Origin of the sequence: Brevibacillus sp. LEMMJ03 (assembly GCF_007197875.1) — a bacterium.
GTDB lineage: Bacteria > Bacillota > Bacilli > Brevibacillales > Brevibacillaceae > Brevibacillus > Brevibacillus thermoruber.
The window spans coordinates 201,287-224,636 of sequence record NZ_VKJN01000004.1 but is presented as its reverse complement, the minus strand read 5'-3'; the positions used below and the strand labels follow the sequence as shown (position 1 = coordinate 224,636).

The window sequence follows — 23,350 nt, the reverse complement described above, 5'->3', positions numbered from 1 at the left end:
GATTGGTTTTACAGAATGTACTGGCTTAAATCCTTGTTGCCGGCAATCGATCCGAGCTTGTCGCGGACGTACTCCGGCGTGATTTGCACCACATCCAAATGAATGTCCGGAGCCTCGAAGGAGAGGTCTTCCAGCAGTTTTTCCAGCATCGTGTGCAGACGCCGCGCGCCGATGTTGTCGGTCGCCTGGTTCACCTCCGCTGCCAGACGGGCGATTTCCTGGATCGCCTCCGGTGTAAATTCCACCCGGACGCCTTCCGTCTCCAAAAGCGCACTGTACTGCTTCAGCAGCGCATTTTTGGGCTCTGTCAAAATCCGGACAAAGTCTTCCGCCCGCAAGCTGGTCAGCTCCACACGGATGGGGAAGCGCCCCTGCAGTTCCGGAATCAGATCGGACGGTTTGGCCATGTGAAACGCTCCGGCGGCAATGAACAGGATGTGGTCGGTCTTGACCGGTCCGTACTTGGTCATCACCGTCGAACCTTCCACGATCGGCAGGATGTCGCGCTGAACGCCTTCCCGCGAGACGTCGGGACCCCGGCCGTCCTTACCGGCGATTTTGTCGATCTCGTCAATAAAGATGATACCGTGGTTTTCGGCACGGCGAATCGACTCCTGCGTGACTTCGTCCATATCCACCAGTTTTTGCGCTTCTTGTTGAATTAATACCTTTCGCGCATCTTTAATTCGCAATTTTCGCTTCTTCGTCCTCTTGGGGAGCAGGCTGCCCAACATGTCCTGCATCTGCATCCCCATCTGTTCCGTACCCGGAACCTGAAACAGGTCAAACATGGACGGGGATTGATCCTCCACGTCGATCTCGATCATCTGGTCCTCCAGTTGGCCGGCCGCGAGCTGCCAGGCCACCTGCCGGCGCTGCTGTTCCAGCGACGCGTCCTCCGTGTCGGACGAATGGGTCTGCTGCTGCTGACCGCCGAACAGCATCTCCAGCGGATTCTTGAACGAATGCTGCTGTTTGCGCGAAGGGACGAGGATGTTGACGATGGCGTCGTTGGCCAGCTTCTCCGCCTTCTCCCTGACGGCCTCCATTTTTTCCTGCTTTACGGTGCGGATGGCCGCTTCGACCAGGTCGCGAACCATCGACTCCACGTCGCGGCCCACATAGCCCACTTCCGTAAACTTGGTGGCCTCCACTTTGACAAACGGCGCCCCCGTCAGTTTGGCGATCCTGCGGGCGATCTCCGTTTTCCCCACACCGGTAGGCCCGATCATCAGGATGTTTTTCGGCACCACTTCATCCCTCAGGTGTTCCGGCAGCCGACTGCGCCGGTACCGGTTGCGAAGCGCCACCGCGATGGCTTTTTTCGCCTGGGCCTGCCCGACGATGTATACGTCCAGATGTTCCACAATCTTGCGCGGGGTTAACTGCTCAAGGTTCAGCACAGGGAGCCCTCCCTTCCTTTCATTTCATCTCATCCACAACCAGATGGTCGTTGGTGAACACGCAGATCTCAGCAGCCGTCCGCAGCGCGGCTTCGGCAATCTCTTTGGCGCTCAGATGAGGCGCGTACCGTTTCAGCGCCCTGCCTGCCGCCAATGCGTAGCTACCTCCCGAGCCGATCGCGAGAATGCCGTCATCCGGTTCGATGATTTCGCCGTTGCCGGAAATGAGCAGCAGGTGCTCCTTGTTCATCACGATCATCATCGCTTCCAGCCGGCGCAGGATCTTATCCATGCGCCATTCTTTCGCCAGCTCCACAGCCGCCCGCTGCAGGTTGCCGTGGAACTCTTCCAGTTTGGCTTCAAACTTTTCAAAAAGGGTGATCGCATCCGCGACAGAGCCGGCAAACCCCGCCAGCACCTCGCCGCGGTACAGACGGCGCACTTTTTTTGCCCCGTGCTTCATCACCATGCTGTTACCGAACGTGACCTGTCCGTCGCCGGCCATGGCCGCTTCGCCGTTGTGATGTATGGCAAAAATCGTTGTTGCATGAAACTGTTCCATTGCAGATTCCTCCCGCTTATGTACTTCCGGCGGACCCGGGATGGCTCGCGTTCGCGCGCGGATGGGCCGCGTCATAGACATGGCGCAGCCGTTCCTTGGTCACATGCGTATACACCTGCGTCGTCGAAACGTTGACGTGGCCCAACAGCTCCTGTACGGTCCGCAGATCGGCTCCCGCGTTCAGCAGATGGGTGGCAAAGGTGTGGCGGAACGTGTGCGGCGACACGCGCAGGTTCAGGGCGTGCTGCTCCACGTATTTGTCGACGATGCGGCGGACGCTCCGGTCGGACAGCGGTTCTCCCCGGTAGTTGAGAAGCAGATAGCCGTGGTCGCTGTTGCCGGCGAGCAGCTTCGGCCTTCCATATTCTAGGTATTTCCGAAGAATGTCGCAAGCATAACTGCCAATCGGCACATATCGCTCCTTGGCCCCTTTTCCGTACACCAGGGCGATTCCCATGGAAACATTGACCGCATCCAGCGTCAGCGTCACCAGCTCCGACACGCGAATCCCGCTCGCATACAGCAGCTCGAAAATGAGCCGGTCGCGCATGCCGAGCGGGGTCTGTGTGTCAGGCAGGTCAAAAAATGGTTGCAGTTCATGCGGGTACAGAAAGGAGGGCAGCTTTTTTTCCACCTTGGGTGTGGACACCAGTTGAAACGGATTTTGCTCCAACCGGCCTTCCCTCAGCAAAAAACGGTACAGACTCCGCAAACTGGAGAGCTTGCGGGCGATGCTGCGCCGTGACAACCCCCTTTTGGCCAAATGGGCGAGAAAAGAGCGGCCGTGTAAATAAGAAACAGCAGCAAATACGGGGATTTGGTGCTGTTCCATAAAGGCGACGAATTCGTTAATATCTGCCACGTACTGCTTCACCGTATGAGGAGAGGCATTTTTTTCGACGCGCAAGTAACGGGTGAACAGCTCCACGTCTATGGATATCGGCTGCGATTTGTCCATCTGGCATGCACCCTCCTCAAAGGCACCTATATAGTAACACAGCCGAAATTCGGATATCAACTCAATTTGTGTCTTTTTTGTGTAAAATTCTGAATTGTGTCTAGCGCTCGCTCAGCGAGTTTTTCGTTCTTCTCCCGCTTGTTGCGAATGCGTTTCGGCAGCTCGGGGACAAGCCCGAAATTGGCATTCATCGGTTGGAAGTTGTTCGGGTCGGCGGTGGTGATGTACCGAGCCATGCTGCCCATCACCGTCTCCGGTGGGAGGACAAGCAGTTCCTCTCCCTTGGCAAGCCGGGCCGCGTTCAATCCCGCCAGCAGTCCCGATGCGGCCGACTCCACGTATCCCTCCACGCCGGTCATCTGTCCGGCGAAAAACAGCGTGTCCCGCTCCTTGTACTGATAGGTGGGACGAAGCAGCTTGGGCGAGTTGATGAACGTGTTGCGGTGCATCACGCCGTAGCGGACGATTTCGCAGTTTTCCAAGCCGGGGATGAGCGAAAAGACCCGTTTCTGTTCCGGCCACTTGAGATGCGTCTGGAAGCCGACGATGTTGTACAGGGTGGCCGCGCTGTTGTCCTGGCGCAGTTGAACGACGGCAAACGGCTGCTTGCCGGTACGCGGATCGATCAAGCCCACCGGCTTCAGCGGACCGAACAGCATCGTCTGACGTCCCCGTTTGGCCATCACTTCAATCGGCATGCAGCCCTCGAAGTAGATCTCCTTCTCAAACTCCTTGAGCGGGACCTCCTCCGCCGTAATCAGCGCTTCGTAAAAGCGGTTGAACTCCTCTTCCGTCATCGGGCAGTTGAGGTAGGCCGCTTCTCCCTTGTCGTAGCGGGACGCGACAAACACCTTGTCCATGTCGATGGAGTCCCTTTCGATGATCGGCGCGGCCGCGTCGTAGAAGTACAGGTACTCTTCACCGGTCAGCGCCTTCAGCTTCTCCGACAGCGCCGGCGAGGTGAGCGGGCCGGTGGCGATCACCACGATGCCTTCGGGAATCTCCGTCACTTCCTCGTTCACCACTTCGACCAGCGGGTGGTTGCGAACGGCATCCGTCACATACTGGGCAAATTCGTGCCGATCCACGGCCAGCGCACCGCCGGCCGGAACGGCGCACCTGTCCGCCGCGCCGATGATGACCGAGTCAAAGCGGCGCATTTCTTCCTTTAATACGCCCACCGCGTTGGTCAGCGAATTGGCCCGCAGCGAATTGCTGCAGACCAGCTCCGCAAATTTGTCGGTATGGTGAGCGGGCGTCTGCGTTTTCGGCCGCATTTCATACAGTTTTACGCGGACGCCGGATTGGGCGATCTGCCAGGCCGCTTCACTGCCCGCCAACCCGGCACCCACCACGGTTACGTACGGTTGTTCATTCATGCTGGTATCCTCCACACGTCCTCAGGAATCGGCTTCTTCCTGGTAATCGCATCTGGTGCAGGCAATGCTGACGCCCTGCTTTTTCCGCTTCTTTTCGACGAGCATCCCGCCGCATTTCGGACAAGGACGCGCAATTGGTTTGTCCCACGAGACGAAATCGCATTCCGGATATCGGTTGCAGCCGTAAAAAATACGGCTCTTCTTTGATTTACGTTCAATGATCGATCCGGTTTCACACTGCGGGCAGGCGATGCCGATTTCCTTGACGATCGGCTTGGTGTTGCGGCATTCGGGGAATCCGGAGCAGGCGAGAAACTTCCCAAAGCGCCCCAGTTTGTACACCATCACCCGGCCGCACAGTTCGCACGTCTCGTCGGATTCTTCATCCTTCAGCTCCACTTGTTCCATCTGCTCCTCGGCGACGGTGACCCGCTTGGCAAAATCCTGGTAAAAGGCGTCGAGCACCTTCACCCAGTCGGCGATCCCTTCCTCGATGTTGTCCAGGTCGGATTCCATGTGGGCGGTAAACTCCACGTCCAGGATTTCGGGGAAGAACTCTTCGATCAGGGAAATGACGATCTCCCCCAGTTCGGTCGGGACAAACCGCTTCTCCTCCAGCGCCACGTAGCCCCGTTTTTGGATCGTCTCCAGGGTCGGCGCGTAGGTGGAGGGGCGTCCAATCCCCAGTTCTTCCAGGGTCTTGACCAGCCGTGCCTCGGTGTAGCGGGGCGGCGGCTGCGTAAAGTGCTGGGCCGGTTCGATTGCATTCAATTCCAGCGTCTGCCCCTCTTCAATCGGCGGCAGGAACGTTTCCTCTTCCTTGCCGTCGTCGCTTCCTTCAATATATACCTTCATGAAGCCGGGAAACTTTACCTTGGAACCGGTCGCCCGGAACGTCACTCCGCCCGCCTCGATGTCCACGCTCATCGTGTCCAGCACCGCCGACGCCATCTGGCTGGCGAGGAAGCGCTCCCAGATCAGCCGGTACAAGCGAAGCTGGTCGCGGCTCAGCACATCCTTGAGCTGGTCCGGCGTGCGCATCACCGAGGTCGGCCGAATTGCTTCGTGGGCATCCTGGGCATTCTCCTTTTTCACCTGGGCACGCGGCTCGGCCGGGACGTAATCGGCTCCGAAGTGCTCCAAGATGTACGCTTTGGCTTCCTCTTGCGCCGTCACCGAAACGCGCGTGGAGTCGGTACGCATGTAGGTGATCAGACCGACCGTACCTTCCTTGCCGCCGAGATCGATCCCTTCGTACAGCTCCTGCGCGATCCGCATCGTCTTGGCCGTCCGGAAGTTCAGCTTGCGGGCCGCCTCCTGCTGCAGCGAGCTGGTGATGAACGGCGGCGTGGGATTGCGCTTGCGCTCCCGTTTGGTCACCTTCTGCACCACGTACGGCTGCCCCTGAATGCGGTCCATCACCGCTTTGACGTCCGCCTCCGATTTCAGCTCCATTTTTTCGTCGCCGTATCCGTAGAATTTGGCTTCAAACGGCTTGCCGTTGCTCAGGAGCGTGCTGCTGATCGTCCAGTACTCCTCCGGCACGAATCGCTGGATTTCCCGCTCACGGTCGATGATCAGCTTGACCGTCACCGACTGGACGCGCCCGGCGCTCAACCCCTTGCGCACCTTTTTCCACAAAATCGGGCTGATGTTGTAGCCGACCAGCCGGTCCAGGATCCGCCGCGCCTGCTGGGCGTTCACCAGGTCCATGTTGATGTGACGGGGGTGTTTAAACGCCTCCTTGATGGCGTCTTTGGTAATCTCGTTGAACACCACGCGCAGCGGCTGGCTCATGTCCAGCCCGAGGTACTGCGCCAAGTGCCAGGCAATCGCCTCCCCTTCGCGGTCCGGGTCCGCCGCCAGGTATACCTTTTTTACTTTCTTGGCGGCGTCCTTGAGGGTTTTGAGCACGTCCCCCTTGCCGCGAATGGTTATGTATTTCGGTTCAAATCCTTTCGATACGTCAACACCCATCTGGCTCTTTGGGAGGTCGCGCACATGGCCCATGGACGCTTTCACCATATATTTGCTTCCCAGATATTTTCCGATCGTTTTCGCTTTCGCTGGGGATTCGACAATCACAAGCGTGTCAGCCATTTATTTCCTCCCCTTTCAGTAAGGAATCTCCCCTATTATTAAATATGCTTATCCGATTTGTCAAACACCTGCAAGGCCTGATGCTGCGGGAGGAAATCGGCCGGGGTCACCTTCTGGCGAAATAGCCTCCGGGCAAGCTGACAATGAAGCCGCCTGTTTCCAGCGTGAGCAAGGTCTGATGCAGCCGCTGCCGTTCCGGCGGCGCGAGCGCATCGGCCAGCTCGTCGGCGTGGACGGGCTCGCAGCCGATCAGCGCGAACACGTTGCTTTCCTCTTCCCCCAGCTTGGCCCCTCCTTCACCGGCAGGCTGACGGTCCGTGACAGGCTGCGCCTCCGGCCATGCACCCAATTCCTCCAGCACATCGGCCGCGTTTGTTACTAGCTTTGCACCTTGTTTCAGCAAGTTATGCGGACCCGCGCTCACCTCGGAAAAAATCGGCCCGGGGACGGCAAACACCTCCCGCCCCTGCTCCAGCGCACAATCGGCCGTAATCAGCGATCCGCTGCGTTCCGCCGCTTCCACGACCAGCACGCCGAGGCTCAGCCCGCTGATGATCCGGTTTCGCTCGGGAAACAGGCCCGGCTTCGCCGGAGTCCCCGGCGGATACTCCGAAAGAAGCAGGCCGCAAGACCCAATCTCCGCGTAGAGCGGCCGGTGAAACGCGGGATACACCTGATCGATGCCGCAGCCCATCACCCCGACGGTCGGAGCCCCGGCGCCGAGTGCCGCCTGATGCGCTTCAGCGTCAATCCCGTACGCCAGGCCGGAGACGATCACCATGCCGGCTTCGGCCAACTGTTTGACCAGGTGGCGGCACGCCGCCCGTCCGTACGCGGTCGGTTTGCGGGCGCCCACGACACCGATGGCCGGCCGCTTGAGCAGCGACACATCCCCTTTGTAAAACAAGGCCAGCGGCGGGTCCGGAATGTGCCTGAGCAGCGGGGGAAACTCGTCTTCCCAGAAACATACGAACGAGATGCCGCCGCGGATTCGTTCCCGCTTCGCCGCCAGCACGGCGGCCGGCGCAAGCGCATCGGCCCATGTCTGCGCCTGCCTGGCACGGACGCCGCTCTCCTCAGACACCGTCTCCCAGTTGACCGCCGCTTGCGCGAACGATCCCCAGCGCCGGTACAGCTCCCGCAGCTTTTTTCGCCCCAGTCCGTTCAGCCTGATCATCGCGTACAGCCAATCCCGCTCTTCCAGTCGATCACTTCCGCCCTTCACCCGACCGCCTCCCGTCTTTTCCTGTTTGTCCGGCTGCATCTGCCGAGACGTTTCGCCTGCTATTGTACACGGAGACAGCGGCGGGCACAAAAAAGAAAGAGGGCAAGCGTCCATGCTTGTCCTCTTTCGGCACCTGAAAACCGGCCGGATTGACTTACTTGTTCATGACTTTTTCCAGCAGGCCGCGCTCTTTCAGCACTTCCACCAGCGTTTCGCCGATGACCGCCGGCGTTTTCGCCACGCGAACGCCGCACGCTTCCAGCTTGGCGATCTTCTCGGCTGCCGTTCCTTTGCCGCCGGAGATGATCGCACCGGCGTGGCCCATGCGTTTTCCCGGAGGAGCGGTTTGACCGCCGATAAAGCCTACAACCGGTTTCTTCATGTTGGCCGCGATCCATTCAGCCGCTTCTTCCTCGGCGGTACCGCCGATTTCCCCGATCATGATGACCGCTTCGGTATCCGGGTCTTCGTTGAACAGTTTCAGCACGTCGATGAACTCCATGCCTTTTACCGGGTCTCCACCGATACCGACGGCCGTGGACTGACCGATACCGCGGGTCGTGGTTTGATGTACCGCTTCATAGGTCAGGGTACCGGAGCGGGATACGATGCCCACTTTACCCGGGGTGTGGATGTAGCCCGGCATGATGCCGATTTTGCACTCGCCCGGCGTGATGATGCCAGGGCAGTTGGGGCCGATCAATTTGGTCTTTTTGCCTTCCATGTAGCGTTTCACTTTCACCATGTCGAGAACCGGGATGCCCTCGGTGATGCAGATGACCAGATCCAGTTCGGCATCGACCGCTTCCATGATGGCGTCGGCCGCGAACGCCGGCGGAACGTAGATGACCGACGTGTTGGCACCGGTTGCTTCTTTTGCTTCCGCTACCGTGTTAAACACCGGAACCGAAACAGTGCTGCCGTTGTCCAGCGTGAAATCGACAACCGTGCCGCCTTTGCCGGGAACTGCCCCTGCAACCATTTGGGTGCCGTACTCAAGTCCGCCTTTGGTATGGAACATACCGGTTTTACCGGTCATGTTCTGGGTGATTACCTTTGTATGCTTGTTCACGAGAATACTCATCGCGTATATGTCCCACCTTTTTCATCGCGTATAGATACTTCTCGAAAATGTCTTTTCACCGGTGCGTCCGGAACCGTTCGTTATTGAACCAGCGCTACGATCTTCTCAGCGCCGTCCGCCATGGAATCGGCCGCCACGATGTTCAGCCCGGATTCGCTGAGGATTTTCTTGCCAAGGTCCACGTTGGTGCCTTCCAGACGGACAACCAGCGGACGATCCAGTTTCACCTGTTTCGCAGCAGCGACAACGCCGTTTGCGATGACGTCGCATCTCATGATGCCGCCGAAGATGTTGACAAAGATTCCTTTTACTTTCGGGTCTTTCAGGATGATCTTGAACGCTTCGGTTACCTTTTCTTCGGTAGCGCCGCCGCCCACATCGAGGAAGTTGGCCGGTTCGCCGCCGTAGAATTTGATGATGTCCATGGTCGCCATGGCCAGGCCAGCGCCGTTTACCATGCAGCCGATGTTGCCGTCCAGGGCGATGTAGGAGAGGTCGAATTTGGACGCTTCGATCTCTTTTTCGTCTTCCTCGTCCAGGTCGCGCAGCGCGACGATCTCAGGGTGACGGAACAGCGCGTTGCTGTCGAAGTTCAGCTTCGCGTCAAGCGCCATGACTTCGCCGTCGCCGGTAACCACGAGCGGGTTGATTTCGGCGATGGAGCAATCTTTTTCGACAAATGCCTGGTACAGGCCCATCATGAACTTGACGGCTTTGTTTACCAGTTCGTTCGGAATATTGATCGCAAACGCCAGCTTGCGCGCTTGGAATGGCGTCAGGCCGGTAACCGGGTCGATGACTTCCTTGAAGATTTTTTCCGGCGTGCGGGCTGCCACTTCTTCGATTTCGGTACCGCCCTCTTCGGAGGCCATCATGACGACGCGGCCTGTCGAACGGTCAACCACAAGACCGACGTAGTATTCCTTTTTGATGTCGCAGCCCTGCTCAATCAGGAGGCGTTTTACCTCTTTGCCCTCCGGACCGGTTTGGTGAGTAACCAGAACCTTGCCAAGAAGCTCTTGAGCATATGTACGGACTTCGTCGAGGCTTTTCGCCACTTTTACCCCGCCCGCTTTACCGCGGCCGCCGGCGTGGATTTGCGCTTTCACGACGACAACCTGCGTGCCCAGTTCCTTGGCCGCTTCCACCGCTTCATCCACGGTGAACGCCACGCGCCCTTCGGGAACCTTTACACCGTACTGCTTCAGTATCTCTTTGCCTTGATACTCGTGAATGTTCATTCTCCATCCTCCTAATGGCAAATAAAGATCGGCAGGTTCGCCCCGGCACAAGGTTTTTCGGCCAGTCACAAAACTGCCTTTATCAGTGCAACGTAACTATTCTACGACAAAAATCGCAAAAGTGGTAGTGATATTGACATGTTCTCTTCTATCGTGACCAGAAGACGGAAATTTCATGAGGATTCGGCTTACTTTTTTGTCCGCAAAAGGGTCAGCAGTTCGTCGTCCAAGCGCTCGTGGGCATACCAGTTGTCGTTGAAGCGAATGTGGCGGTCGTAGACGTGCACGGTCACTTCGCTCTCTTCGACGGAAAAGATGAGGCGGTAGCGCTCGCTGCCCGGCGACTTCGGCTGACCGGCAAGCGCCACGCCGCCTTTCAGCAGCCGGACGCACTGATGCGCTTTCCCCTGCTCCACCGTCGTTTCCGTCGCGCTTTGCTCGACAGACGCCACGCTTGCGTCCCCGGACGGCTCCACGCGGATTTTCGACGCCTGAAACAGCCTGTCAAACGCATCACCCGCCGTCCGCCGCGGCGGCAGCCATTGGGTGAGCTGCGAAAACAGCGAACCCTGGATGCTGTAGTAATGGGTTTCCCGGCCGAATGGAATGGACACCAGTGTCGGCGTCAGCATGGTGATGTGCAGGGAGCGTCCCCCTGTATCGATGCGCAGCCGGTAATGCGGATACAGCGGGTACTGATCGATTTCCTTGTCGCTCAGCGGGGTCGCGGCCGCAAGCACCCCCTGGAGAAATTCCGCCTGGGTTTTGCCGAGCGTAACCGTTTGGCCCAGGTCTTCGGCGGAGACCACCGCCGTTTGGACCGCTGCCGGCAGCAGCCCTTTTCCCGCCTCCCGATGGATCCATTGGTAAAAGCGGTCGGCTCCTGGCCCGCGATAGCTATTCTCTCCGTACTGGCTTGCCTGCTTGCCCACTTCCACCACCAACGGGGCCAGCTTGTGCCGGTAGAGCACCAGCGTATAGCGGATCTCGTCCCGCTTCAGGGGCTGCGGGGAAACCTGCAGGTCTTTTCCCTGCTCGGGAAGTTCCTTGAGAAATTCGTCCAGGGCGAGGGGGACTTCCTGACCGTCCGTGGAGAGCACGGTTACCTTTTCCACGGCTCCCAGATCGGCGTCCAACTGCTTTTTCATGTCGGACTCCGTTCCTTTGACGCCCTCGGAGCAGCCGGCCATCAAAAGACCGGCCATCAGTACCGGAAACACATACGCACGCAAGGTCCTTTTCATGCAGGTATCCTCCCATCGTGTTCGCTGGCTTGGCAGACGTTCCTACAAAAGCCCCAATCGACGGCTGATTTCACTGCCCAATTTGCGCTTGACGTATATTTCGCCGATCTGGTGCGGGTCCTTCACGATGACCGAGCGGTTGTTGGTGCGAATCGCGACGTATTTGTCGCCGTTCTTGTCCAATCCGCAAACCAGTTCGGAGCCCACCTCGACGAAGATGGCCACGACGTATTTGTCCTGTACCTTTTTTAATGAAATCTTTGGAAACGGCGAAAGAAACGGTGTCGTTTTGTCCTGGATGTACTGGGTGATGGCCAGCAGGTACTTGTCCGGGTCACCGTACTGTTTCAGCTCGTGGTTGACGCCGATGATCTCGCCCTCGTCGGAGATGCCGAGGAACAAGTTGCCGTTGTTGGAGTTGGCGAACGCCACCACCGATTTGATGATGCCGCCTTTGGACAAGAGAAAATCGCGCTTGAATTCGATCATGTCGTTTTCGCCAAGCTGTGCGGCGACCACCGGATCGTCCACGCGTCCCAAATGGCGGAAGCGGCTGATCGCTCCCAACCGGTAGACGTATTCCTCAAACACGTCGGCCGCAAGCGAAAGGTCGTCCAGAAACGCGTCCGCCTTTTGCCACAGCTTGTAGGTTTGCGGCGAAAAACACATGTCGAACACCACGGTGCTTCCCAGTGACCTGATGTTCATCCCGATCGCGGCCGGCTGGGCGGGCGCAGGCACATACGGCTGCCCGCTGTCTACTTCCAGCACGCCGCTGTACAGCAGGTAGTCGAAGTAATGGCGCGGCAGCCAGGCGTTCGCCTTCAGCAGTTGGCGCACCGGCTGGGGCTGCTTCGACAGGTGGTAGAAGTCAAAATGCACGGTGTGTTCTTCCAGCTTTTTGACGACAGCCAAAAAGGTACAAAAGTGGCGCATGATTTCCCTCATTTTGGATGCGGTAGTTCGCAGGTCTTATTTTATCGCAGGGCTCCAGGGCTTGACCAGTTTTTTTCTCCCATGGGGCCGGGGCGTGGGGTTGTGTCCCACTGCCAGCCGATGACGGATTGCGCCCGGCGCTTCCGCCGTTTTTTCGGAACGGCCTTGCCGCCGCCCCGCTTTCATCTGGTCCTGGTTCTTTCGTAGGATGAGCTACTGCGTCAACGGGAGTCCGTCTCCCCTTGTGCGATGCGAAACGTTTCCGGCGGCGCTGTTTATTTGCGGACAATTTCGAAAACATCAATTCTCTTGTTAGAATAGTATTGCCAACCAGTCGGAGTAAAGCATTTTTTTGCTCCGCTTGTTTTTGCTCTCCCGCTTCGCCCCAAAGAGAAAGCCGGGCAGACGCCCGACTGTCACTTCACCCGTACCGCTGTTCCCGTCGCGATCACCATCATCATGCCTTCGCGCAGCGTTTCGAAGTCCAAATCCACGCCGATGATGGCATTTGCCCCCAAGGCTCTCGCTTTCTCCGTCATTTCCCGGATCGCCAGTTCCCTGCCTTCGGCCAGCTTGTTCTCGTACGCCCCGCTGCGGCCGCCGATGATGTCGGTGATGCCCGCCAGAAAGTCGCGGACCACGTTGGCCCCCAAAATCACTTCGCCGCTGACAATGCCCAGATACTCCTCAACATCTTTGCCCTGCAAGGTGCTGGTGGTTGAAATGAGCATGTGAATGCCTCCCCCTATGGATCATGTTCGATTTCCTACTACTATTACGGTTGGGGCCGCGGTTTGGTTGCACACTTTCCCCACACAGCGCCGGAAGGGCCTATTCCTCTCGTCCTCCACAGAAGCGGCGTGGCGCAGGTTTTGGCGTTTTGACACGGCATCCGAGACGTTGGGGACCTGCTTTCGCTCGCGAACCCCCGCTTACCGTACCTGTGGGCTGTCCGCCTGCCGCCGTTCGTTCGCGGCCACGTCCGCCAGATTTCGTTTGCTGCTTCCCTGATGCAGGTTGCCATTGTTGCTGTTGGTATTGCTGTTGGTATTGCTGTTGGTATTGCTGTTGGTATTGCTGTTGGTATTGCTGTTGGTATTGCTGTTGTTATTGCTGTTGTTATTGCTGTTGTTATTGCTGTTGTTGCTGTTGTTGTTGCTGCTGTTGCTGCTGTTGCTGCTGTTGCTGGCTATGACCAAGTGCTCCTTCTTGCAGATCCTGTTTGGATTCCTGAATAAACTGATCGATTTGCTGTTTGGCCGCCTGATTCTGCTGTCCCTGCTGCTGACAGGGCACGGCTGGTGGCGCCATTTGCTCGCGGGTCTGCTGCATCGCCTGCTGAACGTCCTGCGGTCCATGCTGCCGGGCTTCGTTCTGCGGCCTTTCCTGCAGGCCAATCCCCGGAATGTCCGCCCCTGGATTGCTTACGAACAGATCGCTGAACGGATTCTCTTCTTCCCGTTCGTGATTCATACGGATCCCTCCTTGTCCATGAACAGACAGACATCGTTTTCTCTAAAGAGCGTATTCGTCAAATCGCGGCCGCCTATTGTCGGCCGTTTCACCATTCAAGGGTAAACGTGATCCATCCGGCAGGGTCTCGGCGGCCAACTGCCGCGGGAGGTGTAGCCGACCGAGGTAAACCAAAGCGAAGACCTCCTCATTTGAGAAGGGCTTTCCCGCGTTATCCCTTCATCAGCTTTTCAATCCGCTTCAGGTTTTTCTTCTGTTTGCACGCTTCTTCGGGCTGTGTCGACCACGGCGTTTCGTACAGCTTCTGCAGTTCAGCCATGATCTTTTTGTCGGAGGAAACATGAACCTTTGCCTGAGGAAACGCGGCTTTCAATTTTTGCGCCACTTCTTTTTCAATGGATTCCAATCGGAGGCGATTAAAGTTGCTCACGTGGATGGCGACATCCAATTTCTTGTCGATGTGCACGGCAACCGCGTGGTCAATGCCGTCCACCTGTTCCGCAATCGATTTCGCTTGTTGTTCCCAATCAAAATGGCGGATCGGTGTCGGCTTGCAAAGAGGATCTTCTGCCGCAGACTTGGCTTTCGTCTCCGGTTTGGATGGCTGGGTACAGCCGGTTACCAGCAGGAACAGGGACAACACACAAAGCAAGGTACGCAAATCGAAACCTCCCTATTTTAAATCGCATACCCATACCCTTCCCCTGAATATCTTTTGTATGAATAGAAAATCTTGCATTACCGGCTGCAGAAACGGTGTTGTCGACGCCGGCCTCCTTGCCGTTCATTCGCGGGTGACCACGCGGCCAAATGCCCTGTAACACAGTCAGACCACGGGCAAACCGTGTTGTTGTGAACGATTCGCCCGTGGTCTTCTCTTCGCGCCTCCACCATATCGGCCAAGTCCAGTCCCGGACGGATGTTTCCACTCCGATACGCTCGGCAAGTTTTTTCCACAGTATTTGTAACCGGTTTCATTTTCGTGAAGGAATGCGCGGCTTTCTACTGAAAATTGCCCTTCGTTTCCGGAATGATCAGACTGCCCACCAGATACAAGAGGAAGAGACCAATGGAGAAATACGCCAGGAAAAAGGGAATCTCCGACGTTTGACCGCTGGCCATTGTCACGAACGTGGGCATCATCCCGCCGATGGCAAAGCCCATGTTCCAGGACAGTCCGGTACCCGTCGAACGAATCGCCGTCGGGAACCGCTCGTTTAAAAAAATCAGGACGGGCGCGTACGAAGCGTTCCCGAGAAACGCCAGTCCCATGGCATAGAGCGCAATCCGCGACAAATCCTGGGCGGCTGCCAGTTCCGTATACAGGTACGGGAGAGCCATCAGATTCAGGATCCCCAGAAGAACAAACGTTTTCTTTCTGCCGATGACGGTGCTCAGATGACCGAGCGCGACGGAAGCGATGATGGCAGCAATGCTGCTGGCGGCAAGTATCATGGAGGCTGTCGTTTGCGGGACATGGTTGATCACGTTCAAAAAGGTGGGCAGATACCCGGAGGTCAAGTAGTACGCTGATCCCCCGCCAATCACGATCAACAAATTGACCAATAAAACCGGCAGGTATTTCGTAAACACCATTTTCACCGGCGACTGCTGGCCTGCCGGTTTCGCTGCCTGCTCGTTCTTGTGCTGCACCCAGAGCGGTGATTCTTCCAGCATGCGGAATACGAACAGTCCGAGAACGGAGCATAGGATGCCGGTAAAGAACATGAAGCGCCAGCCCCACTCGCTGAATGCCTCGCCGGGAAACAGGCTGGACAAGACGAAATAGACGATGGAAGCGAGCAGCGCACCAAGACCGGCACCGCCTCCGCCGACAAGACCGGACATCAGGCCGCGCCATCTCTCCGGCACGGATTCCGTCCCGATCGTATGCGTGGAGGCGACGACCCCGCCCACGAACACCCCTTGAATGAGACGAAGAATAATGAAGAGAATCGTTGCAGCGGCGCCGATGTGAGCGACCGTCGGCAGTACGCCAAACAGCGCGGTCGAAATCCCGACCCCCGACACGGCCACCACCATGGCCCGTTTTCGGCCGTTGCGATCGGCATAGGAGCCAAACAGCGCCGAACCGAACGGACGCAGCAGCAGTGTCACGGCAAAAGAAGCGTACACCGCCGCCAAGGAAAGCGTGGGATTGTCTGCCGGGAAAAACAGCTTCCCCAGCACCGGCGTAACGTACAGCAGAATAAAGAGGTCGTACAAATCCAACGACCATCCCAAAAGGGAGGCCAAAACGGCCGTGATCATCTGCTTTCTCCCGACCGCTGCCGGCGGCCGTCCTTGGAGAGAAGAAACCCGCTGAACCTGCGTTTCCGCATTTGCACTCATACGTGACCCACCTTTCCGCAACCCCCAAAATGTCAAAAGTCATATGGAAACTTCAGGAAGCGGCGTGAGGCCCACTCCCTGAAGTCGTTGGCTTATTCCCCTGTGAAGTTCGGTTTTCTTTTCTCGTAGAACGCTTCCACCCCTTCACGGAAATCGCTCGTGCTGCGCAGCATGCCGTACGCATAGCCCTCGATTTCCAGACCGGCGCTGAGGGGCCCTTCCTGCGAAGCGTTCAACACCTGCTTCAACACGCGCATCGCCAGCGGCGAGAAGCGGGTCAGTTCCGCTGCAAGCGCCTCTACCGCGGCATCCAGTTCCGCTTGCGGCACCACCTTGGTGACAAGTCCCCACTGGTAGGCTTCCTCAGCCGGAATCCGACGCGCGCGCATGATCATGTCCTTGGCCCGGCCCAGTCCGGCGATTCTCGCCACGCGCTGTGTACCGCCGCTTCCCGGGATCATACCCAGGTTGATTTCCGGGAGCGCAAGCAAGGTGGTATCCGACGCGATGCGGAAGTCACACGCCATCGCAATTTCCATCCCGACCCCGAAGGTATAGCCCTGCAGTTGGGCAATGACCGGCTTGGGCGAACGTTCCGGCGCGGCCACGCATTTATGCAGGTAGGAAAGCTCTTCCGGATGACGCTCCAGGAATCCGCGGATATCGCCTCCGGAGGTGAAGGCCTTGTCCCCGGCGCCCTTGATAATGATCACGCGCACGTCGTCGTCCCTGTTTACGTGGTCGAAGATTTCACTCAGGTGAGAGCGGGCGATAAAACTGACCGTGTTCATTTTCTCCGGACGGTCCAGAATAATGGTGGCCGTCTGCTTCTCCTTGTTCTTTTCCACACGGATATGGTCCCACTGCGTTTCATAAACGGTTTGATTGGTGATTTGCATCAGGATGCACTCTCCTTCATCATGGGTTCGGATTGGGTATACTCGCCGGATCGCAGCTTGCGGCGCAGTATTTTTCCAACAGGGCTTTTCGGCAGTTCGGCGACCCAGACGTATCGGCGCGGCCTCTTGAAGTTGGCCAGATCCGGGCTTTCCTTGCAGAAGGCGTCCAGCTCTTCCACCGTCAGGGAATGATCGCTCGGGACGACAAAAGCCGTAACCACCTCGCCCCAGCGTGAATCAGGCAATCCCACCACGGCGACCTCGGACACTTTGGGATGCTTGGCGATCACATCCTCCACTTCGATCGGGTGTATGTTTTCTCCGCCGGAAATGATCATGTCGTCGACCCGTCCGACCACATACAGGTCACCGTCGCTGTCGATCACCCCCATATCCCCGGTAAAATACCAGCCGCTGCGAATCGCTTTCCGGTTCGCGTCCGGGCGTTTCCAATAGCCTTGAAACGCTTCAATCGACGCAAGATTGACGATGATTTCGCCAGGTTCGCCGACCGCGACGACATCGTCCGGCGTCGATTTGCCATCCGGATCGGGAACAACGACCCGAAGCTCCTGATGGATGCCCGGCTTGCCTGCGCATCCCGGTTTTTTGTCCAGATAGTCGCACACGGAAAACGTATACACTTCCGTGCTGCCGTAGTGGTTGACAAAGACGTCCGGCTTCAATTCCCGGAAGCAGTCCTGCACCAATGCGGTCGTCATGGCGGCTCCGGCATACCCCAGTTTGCGCAGTTTCGACAAATTGTACTTTTTAAAATCCGGGTGATATAATAAATCGTGCAGAATCGTGGGTACCAGATAGACACAGGTGATTTCTTCCTTCTCCAGCACCTCAAGGGTCAGTTGAGGGGCGTAATCTGGTATCATCACGATTTTCCCGTTGAGGAAAGCCATCGATAGGAGGGAGCGGATGCCCATCGTGTGATACAGGGGCATCACGCCTATCGTGCTTTCCTTTTTTTCATAGCGGTTCTGGATGATGTGGGCCATGGCGGCTCCGTATTCATTTTTATGGGTACGCGGAACCCCTTTGGGCCGCCCAGTGGTTCCGGACGTGTACAGCATGAGACAGTAGTCGTCATCCGAGATGCTCGGCTTTGCCCAATCGGCACTTTCGCTGGCGGCCAACTGTTCATACGTGACCTCGGCGCCTGCGGCTCCCAGCACGCCGATTCTGATCGAGCTCCACGAGGCAGTCGCCTGCAGCACCGCCTCCTCGGAGGCGGGCTCATACACCACCGCCTTCGCCTCCGCGTCCTCGATGCAGTACCGCACCTCTTCCGCCGAAAGCCTGAAATTGATCGGCGTGAATACGGCCCCGAGCTTTTGAACAGCCCAGTACAGCGCGCTCATTTCCAAGCGATTCTTGAGAACGAGCACAATCCGATCCCCTTGGCCGATCCCCAGCGACTGCAGACCGGCCACAATGTTCGTCGTAAGCTGGTCGAACTCCCTGTAGGTAAACCTTCGCTCGGCTTCCACAATCGCGGTCCAATCCGGATGCCGGGAAACCGCGAACTGAAAAAGGCTACCCAAATCCATACCTCATCACCTACCTGTCCTTTTGCTCCTTGGCCACCTTCGCGATCGCTTCAACGATGCCCTTGTAGCCCGTACAGCGGCACAAATGGCCTGACAGCATCTCCTCGATTTGTTCCGTCGTCGGGTCCTGATGCTCCTCCAAAAACTCCGCGGCCGACATGAGAATCCCCGGCGTGCAGAATCCGCACTGCAGCCCGTGGCATTCCGACAAGGCATCCTGCAGCGGGTGGCGGCTGCCATGGAGAGAAAGCCCCTCAACCGTGGTAATCTCGGCGTCCGCAGCCTGAACGGCAAACATCAGGCAGCTCCGAACCGCGGCACCGTTTACGCGTACGGTACAGGCCCCGCACACGCCATGCTCGCAGCCGACATGGGTACCGGTCAAACCGCAATCTTCCCGGAGAAAATCGCTCAGCAGCCTGCGCGGCTCCACCTCTTCTGCGTAAAGTTTTCCGTTGATTCGGACGCGGACGAGGACTTTTTCATGTTTGGCTGCCTGAATCATGGTTGCGTCCCCCCTCCCAGCTTTTGCAGCGATCGCTCATAGGCTTTCCGGATCGCTCGCTTGGTGAAAACCTTGGCCAGATGCAGGCGGTATTCGCGGGAGGCATGAAGATCGCCCTCCGGATCGGTATTCTCGGCCGCGATTTGCCCGGCTTCCTCCAGCAGGGCATCCGTCAGCTTTTCTCCCAGCAGCACATCCATGGCCTCCTGGGCGATCATCGGAACGGCATCCACGCCGCCGATCGCGAGACGTCCTGCCGTGATCGTTCCGTCTTCGTCCGTATCGAGCAGGCACGCCGCGGCGACCAACGCGAAATCGCCGTGTCTGCGGCTGAACTCCACAAACGCATAGCCTTTCGGAAGCGTGTCGACGGGAATCTGAATTTCCGTCAGCATTTCCGTGGGAGCGATATCGGTGGTCAAATAGGTGATGAAGAAATCCTGCACCGGCACTTCTCTCGTCTCTTCCGCACTCTGAATGATCGCTGTCGCATCCAGCGCCAGGAGCGAGAGCGGTATTTCCGCCGTCGGGTCGGCATGCACCAAACTGCCGCCGACCGTGCCCCGGTTGCGGGTCTGCACATGGCCGATAAACGGGACCGCTTCGCTTAACAAGGGGGCGACCTCCTTCACGGTCGGCGATTTTTCCAGGCTTCTCTGCCGGCAGAGCCCGCCGATTTTGAGTATGCCTTCCTCCAACCGGATGAAGTCCAACTCCCGCAAGCCGTTGATATCAATGACATGCTCCAGCGACGACAACCTCATGTTGAGGATCGGTATCAGGCTTTGTCCTCCGGCAATCAACTTCCCCTCGTCTCCGCAGTCCTGCAAAAGCTGAAGGGTCTCCTCCAAGGTGGAAGGGCGGTAATAATTGAAGGAAGCCGGTTTCATCTGTCTCCCCCCTTTCGATGATCGTGAACCTTACGCGATTTGCTGTCCGCGCTCCAGGTTTTTCTTGATTTTTTTGAAAAAATCGCCGATCAGCAGTTTGGCAACCCCGCCCAGCATGCGCTGGCCGATCGCCGCCACCTTGCCGCCCACCTCTGCCTGATAGGTATAGGTAAGCTGCGTCTTGGACTCGTCCAAGGGGGTCAGGTCGATGATGCCTTCGGCGTCCACATACCCCGGGCCGCCCTCGCCGTGTACGACCAGCTTGAAATGATGCGGCGCCTGCACCTCTTCGACGGTAATATAGGCGTCGTATTTGCCTTTGACGGCGGCAATCCCCACGGACAGATCGGCGCGGTACTTTCTCTCACCGACCAGTTCCATGCTTTTGCAGCCCATGATGCACTCGGTCAGCACCTCGGGGTCCATCAGCTTGTGAAATACGTGCTCGATCGGTCCGTTCAGCTCGATGCTTCCATTTCCTGTCATGGTATGGCCTCCTTCGTGTTTATGCGGTGATCTCCATCTTCTGTTTGGCGTCCTGGATCAATGTCCAAATCCGGTTCGGCGACAGGGGCAGGGTGTCAATCGTCACGCCCAACCCGCTCAACGCATCCTCCACCGCATTGGCAATGACCGCAGGGGCGCTCATCGTGTTTCCTTCTCCCAACCCCTTGGCTCCCAGCGGCGTCAGCGGTGAAGGGGTCTCCAAATGCTTGATCGTAATCGGCGGAATCTCCGGCGCTGTCGGACAGAGGTAATCCATAAAACTGCCGGAGAGGAACTGCCCGTTGCGGTCATATGCGAGCTCCTCATACATCGCACCGCCCAGGCCGTGAACCAGGCCGCCCAATATCTGCCCGTCCACAATCAGCGGATTCAGCAGTTTTCCCGCATCGTGTACGGTCGTGTAATCCAGAATCTTGACTTCCCCCGTCTCGATGTCCACCTCAACGGTGACCGCATCCGCTACAAATCCGTACGTGACGGAGCCGTTCACCTGATCGTTCTCATCCGGCGGCATTGCGGCAGGGATGGTGTAAAAAGCGGTTTCGTGTATGCCCGGCTCCATCCCCGGCGGGAGCACGTCCGGATTCCAGTGCGTGGAGCCGATCAGGCGCTTCAAGGAAATCTCCCGCCCGGGGGCATCCTTCACCGCGATCCTGCCATGTTCCAGCACAAGCTGATCAAGCGGGACCTGCAGCAGCTCCTGCGCAATGTGAAGCAGTTTTTGACGGACCTTGTGGGCGGCTTGATACACCGCACTGGAGCCGATGGCGGCGAAGCGGCTGGAGTAGCTTCCTGACGCGACCGACCAGGGACTCGTCAGCGTATCCATTTCGGCGACCACTTTGACGGTCCGCGGATCCACCCCCAGCACCTCGCCGACAATTTGCGCCGCCACCGTTTCGTGTCCCTGCCCGGTCGGCGTTGTGCTGATGCGGACGGTGATTCCTCCCATCGGGTCGATGGAGACCGTCGCCCCTTCCGCACAGCCCGATTTCGGGAGCGACTTTGCCCGCTCCTCGGGCGTCAAGGCGATGGTGATGTAGCCCATGTTGGACCCGGAAGGCTCCACGATGCAGGCCAGCCCCATTCCCAGATACTTTCCTTCCGCTCTGGCCTGCTTTTGCTTTTGGCGAAACTCGTCGTAGTTCACGATGTCCAGCAGCATGTCGAAAGCCTTCCGGTAATCCCCGCTGTCGTAAACGCCTCCGCTTGGCGTGGTATAGGGGAATTCCTCGGCCCGAATCAGGTTTTTGCGGATCACGTCCACCGGGTCCATCCCCAGCTTCTGCGCGATCATGTGCATCAGCCGTTCCAGCGGGAAATACAACTGCTGCCCCCCATAGCCGCGAATCAAGCCGGTTGGGCTCTTGTTCGTCATCACCGCGATCGTTTCCATCTGCAAATGCCGGATGCGATAGGGGCCGGTGGTGTTGGAATGGGTGCGGTACAGACAGGCCGGCTCCGGGGCGCGCACATAACCGCCCACGTTGTCCACCATTTTCATCTTCAATCCCGTTACGGTGCCGTCCCGTTTCACCGCCGCCTCGATCCAGGTCACCCGGTCCGTACCGCTGGAGCTCGCAGCCAGATGCTCCTGACGGTCCTCGATCCATTTGACCGGCACCCCGGCGATCCGCGAGGCAACCGCCATGAGCACCATGTAGGGATAGACGCCGGATTTGATGCCGTAGCTCCCGCCTACATCCTTCGGGATCATGATGCGCAGCCTGTTGCTGGGCGTTCGCAGGGCTGCCGCCATCACCGACTGCAGGGTAAACGGTCCGTGAAAATTGGACCAGATCGTGTACTGCTGTTCACTCGGTTCATAGTGGGCGATGACCCCATACGTCTCAACCGGGGTTGCACTGTACTTGGGATAGAAAAACGTATGCTTCACCACGAGATCCGCCTGCCGGAACGCTTCGTCCACATTGCCGTAATGAAAGTGGCGGTGATTGGCGATGTTGCTGCCCACCTCTTCATGCAGCACGGGAGCGTCCGGCTCAAGCGCCTTCTCGATGTCTACCACGGCGGGAAGCTGTTCGTATACGACTTCGATGGCCTCCAGGGCATCTTCCGCCAGATAGCGGTTCTTGGCGATGACCACGGCTACCGGTTCCCCGACAAAACGCACCTTGTCAACCGCCAGGGAATAGTACTTCACCGGGGCCGTGACGCCGACCGGAAACGGATTCGTCAGCGCCGCGATGTCCTGCCCCGTTATCACGGCCTTCACGCCGGGCATCCGCTCGGCCTTCTCCGTACGGATTTCCTTGATGCGCGCATGCGGATACGGACTTCGCAAAATGGCCGCCTGATGAATGTTCGGAAACGGATTCATGTCATCGATAAACGTGCCGCGTCCTGATGTTAAACGGATGTCCTCCACTCTCTTCATGGGTTTTCCGATGTGTTTACAGTCCACGAATCGCACCCTCCCTTCTCGTGACTCGCTCATAATCTTCCCACGTATCGATGTCCTCCAGGGGGGGAAGGGGCACGTCCACCCATTGACGCTCGTCCCCCGAAGCCTGTATGAGCTGTTTGGCGCCTTGGTCCCCCGTGATGTGCAGCAGGTCGGGAAACCATTTCCGATCGAACAAAACCGGATGTCCCGGCTTTCCGCTGTAGGCCGCCTGGATGATCGAGGCGGATGAACGCGCATAGGCATCGATCACCCGTTCGATGACAAACGGCTCGATCTCGGGCTGATCCGCCAAGAGAATGAGGGCGGCCGAGACATCATGGGGCAGTTTTTCCACCCCTTTGACCAGAGACGTGCTCATTCCCAGATGAGCCCGTTCATTCCACACCACCCAAACAGGCAGATCCCACAGATGATGCTGCACCTCGGGCATCTCCGCGTTGGCGACCACCATCACCCCCGCGGATTGGACTTGCGCCGCTTTTTTGGCTACCTGCCGGACCAGGCTGCCGTCCCGGTACGGCAGCAGGATTTTGGGCAATCCCATCCGCCTGGAATATCCCGCAGCCAGAATGATGATCCACACCGCCGGAGAAGCCCTCACG

At 57.9% G+C, this 23,350-nt stretch carries 22 protein-coding genes; 2 read left to right on the top strand and 20 right to left on the bottom strand.

What is annotated here, in order from left to right; genetic code table 11:
- Positions 1–8: 8 nt before the first annotated feature.
- The 11 genes from hslU to FOI68_RS07360 form a co-directional block, all read right to left on the bottom strand.
- Positions 9–1,403: an ATP-dependent protease ATPase subunit HslU gene (gene hslU, locus FOI68_RS07410; protein ID WP_029098941.1), complete on the bottom strand. Its 1,395-nt coding sequence runs from the start codon at positions 1,401–1,403 to the stop codon at positions 9–11.
- Between the two features lie 19 nt (positions 1,404–1,422).
- A complete protein-coding gene (gene hslV / locus FOI68_RS07405) occupies positions 1,423–1,965 on the bottom strand; it encodes an ATP-dependent protease subunit HslV (protein ID WP_029098940.1) in 543 nt (180 codons plus the stop codon).
- A gap of 16 nt (positions 1,966–1,981) precedes the next feature.
- The gene (xerC, locus tag FOI68_RS07400) at positions 1,982–2,923 is read right to left on the bottom strand and encodes a tyrosine recombinase XerC (RefSeq protein ID WP_143862768.1); all 942 of its coding nucleotides are present in this window, start codon (positions 2,921–2,923) and stop codon (positions 1,982–1,984) included.
- Positions 2,924–2,979: 56 nt separating this feature from the next.
- Positions 2,980–4,302, bottom strand: a complete 1,323-nt coding sequence (gene trmFO / locus FOI68_RS07395) for an FADH(2)-oxidizing methylenetetrahydrofolate--tRNA-(uracil(54)-C(5))-methyltransferase TrmFO (RefSeq protein WP_035297323.1) — start codon at positions 4,300–4,302, stop codon at positions 2,980–2,982.
- A 21-nt stretch (positions 4,303–4,323) separates the two neighbouring features.
- Positions 4,324–6,402 (bottom strand): type I DNA topoisomerase, encoded by a 2,079-nt coding sequence (gene topA, locus FOI68_RS07390; RefSeq protein WP_143862767.1) that lies wholly within the window; start codon positions 6,400–6,402, stop codon positions 4,324–4,326.
- A gap of 106 nt (positions 6,403–6,508) precedes the next feature.
- A complete protein-coding gene (gene dprA / locus FOI68_RS07385) occupies positions 6,509–7,627 on the bottom strand; it encodes a DNA-processing protein DprA (protein WP_255433399.1) in 1,119 nt (372 codons plus the stop codon).
- Between the two features lie 154 nt (positions 7,628–7,781).
- Entirely contained in the window at positions 7,782–8,711 is a 930-nt protein-coding gene (gene sucD / locus FOI68_RS07380) for a succinate--CoA ligase subunit alpha (protein WP_029098935.1), read from the bottom strand.
- 80 nt (positions 8,712–8,791) lie between these two features.
- Positions 8,792–9,952 carry an ADP-forming succinate--CoA ligase subunit beta gene (gene sucC, locus FOI68_RS07375; RefSeq protein WP_029098934.1) on the bottom strand — a complete coding sequence of 387 codons (1,161 nt, stop codon included), beginning with the start codon at positions 9,950–9,952 and terminating at the stop codon, positions 8,792–8,794.
- A gap of 188 nt (positions 9,953–10,140) precedes the next feature.
- The gene (locus FOI68_RS07370) at positions 10,141–11,196 is read right to left on the bottom strand and encodes a hypothetical protein (RefSeq protein ID WP_143862765.1); all 1,056 of its coding nucleotides are present in this window, start codon (positions 11,194–11,196) and stop codon (positions 10,141–10,143) included.
- Between the two features lie 42 nt (positions 11,197–11,238).
- The gene (locus FOI68_RS07365) at positions 11,239–12,132 is read right to left on the bottom strand and encodes an AlbA family DNA-binding domain-containing protein (protein WP_065066546.1); all 894 of its coding nucleotides are present in this window, start codon (positions 12,130–12,132) and stop codon (positions 11,239–11,241) included.
- 416 nt (positions 12,133–12,548) lie between these two features.
- Entirely contained in the window at positions 12,549–12,863 is a 315-nt protein-coding gene (locus FOI68_RS07360; protein ID WP_029098930.1) for a YbjQ family protein, read from the bottom strand.
- Positions 12,864–13,142: 279 nt separating this feature from the next.
- On the opposite strand from FOI68_RS07360, the gene FOI68_RS23355 reads away from it, so the two are divergent.
- Positions 13,143–13,370 (top strand): hypothetical protein, encoded by a 228-nt coding sequence (locus FOI68_RS23355; RefSeq protein ID WP_185973898.1) that lies wholly within the window; start codon positions 13,143–13,145, stop codon positions 13,368–13,370.
- The gene (locus FOI68_RS23350; protein ID WP_185973897.1) at positions 13,342–13,710 is read left to right on the top strand and encodes a hypothetical protein; all 369 of its coding nucleotides are present in this window, start codon (positions 13,342–13,344) and stop codon (positions 13,708–13,710) included. Before FOI68_RS23355 ends, FOI68_RS23350 begins: the two co-directional genes overlap by 29 nt.
- Positions 13,711–13,816: 106 nt before the next feature.
- Here FOI68_RS23350 and FOI68_RS07345 read toward each other — a convergent pair whose 3' ends face one another.
- The 9 genes from FOI68_RS07345 to FOI68_RS07305 all read right to left on the bottom strand — a co-directional run bounded on the left by FOI68_RS07345 (position 13,817) and on the right by FOI68_RS07305 (position 23,349).
- A complete protein-coding gene (locus tag FOI68_RS07345) occupies positions 13,817–14,266 on the bottom strand; it encodes a YhcN/YlaJ family sporulation lipoprotein (RefSeq protein WP_044898002.1) in 450 nt (149 codons plus the stop codon).
- Between the two features lie 341 nt (positions 14,267–14,607).
- On the bottom strand, positions 14,608–15,957 hold the full coding sequence (locus FOI68_RS07340; RefSeq protein WP_044898001.1) for an MFS transporter: 1,350 nt from the start codon (positions 15,955–15,957) through the stop codon (positions 14,608–14,610).
- A gap of 92 nt (positions 15,958–16,049) precedes the next feature.
- On the bottom strand, positions 16,050–16,856 hold the full coding sequence (locus tag FOI68_RS07335) for an enoyl-CoA hydratase/isomerase family protein (protein WP_035289398.1): 807 nt from the start codon (positions 16,854–16,856) through the stop codon (positions 16,050–16,052).
- Entirely contained in the window at positions 16,856–18,418 is a 1,563-nt protein-coding gene (locus FOI68_RS07330) for a class I adenylate-forming enzyme family protein (RefSeq protein ID WP_143862763.1), read from the bottom strand. The genes FOI68_RS07335 and FOI68_RS07330 overlap by 1 nt, the downstream gene beginning before the upstream one ends.
- Before the next feature lie 10 nt (positions 18,419–18,428).
- Positions 18,429–18,923: a (2Fe-2S)-binding protein gene (locus tag FOI68_RS07325; protein WP_035289395.1), complete on the bottom strand. Its 495-nt coding sequence runs from the start codon at positions 18,921–18,923 to the stop codon at positions 18,429–18,431.
- The gene (locus tag FOI68_RS07320) at positions 18,920–19,813 is read right to left on the bottom strand and encodes an FAD binding domain-containing protein (protein WP_044897999.1); all 894 of its coding nucleotides are present in this window, start codon (positions 19,811–19,813) and stop codon (positions 18,920–18,922) included. Before FOI68_RS07320 ends, FOI68_RS07325 begins: the two co-directional genes overlap by 4 nt.
- A 30-nt stretch (positions 19,814–19,843) precedes the next feature.
- On the bottom strand, positions 19,844–20,299 hold the full coding sequence (locus tag FOI68_RS07315) for an SRPBCC family protein (protein ID WP_029098922.1): 456 nt from the start codon (positions 20,297–20,299) through the stop codon (positions 19,844–19,846).
- A 19-nt stretch (positions 20,300–20,318) separates the two neighbouring features.
- Positions 20,319–22,745, bottom strand: coding sequence for a xanthine dehydrogenase family protein molybdopterin-binding subunit (locus FOI68_RS07310; RefSeq protein WP_255433397.1), 2,427 nt, complete (start codon positions 22,743–22,745; stop codon positions 20,319–20,321).
- A complete protein-coding gene (locus tag FOI68_RS07305; protein ID WP_052660197.1) occupies positions 22,735–23,349 on the bottom strand; it encodes a nucleotidyltransferase family protein in 615 nt (204 codons plus the stop codon). The genes FOI68_RS07310 and FOI68_RS07305 overlap by 11 nt, the downstream gene beginning before the upstream one ends.
- Position 23,350 lies beyond the last annotated feature (1 nt).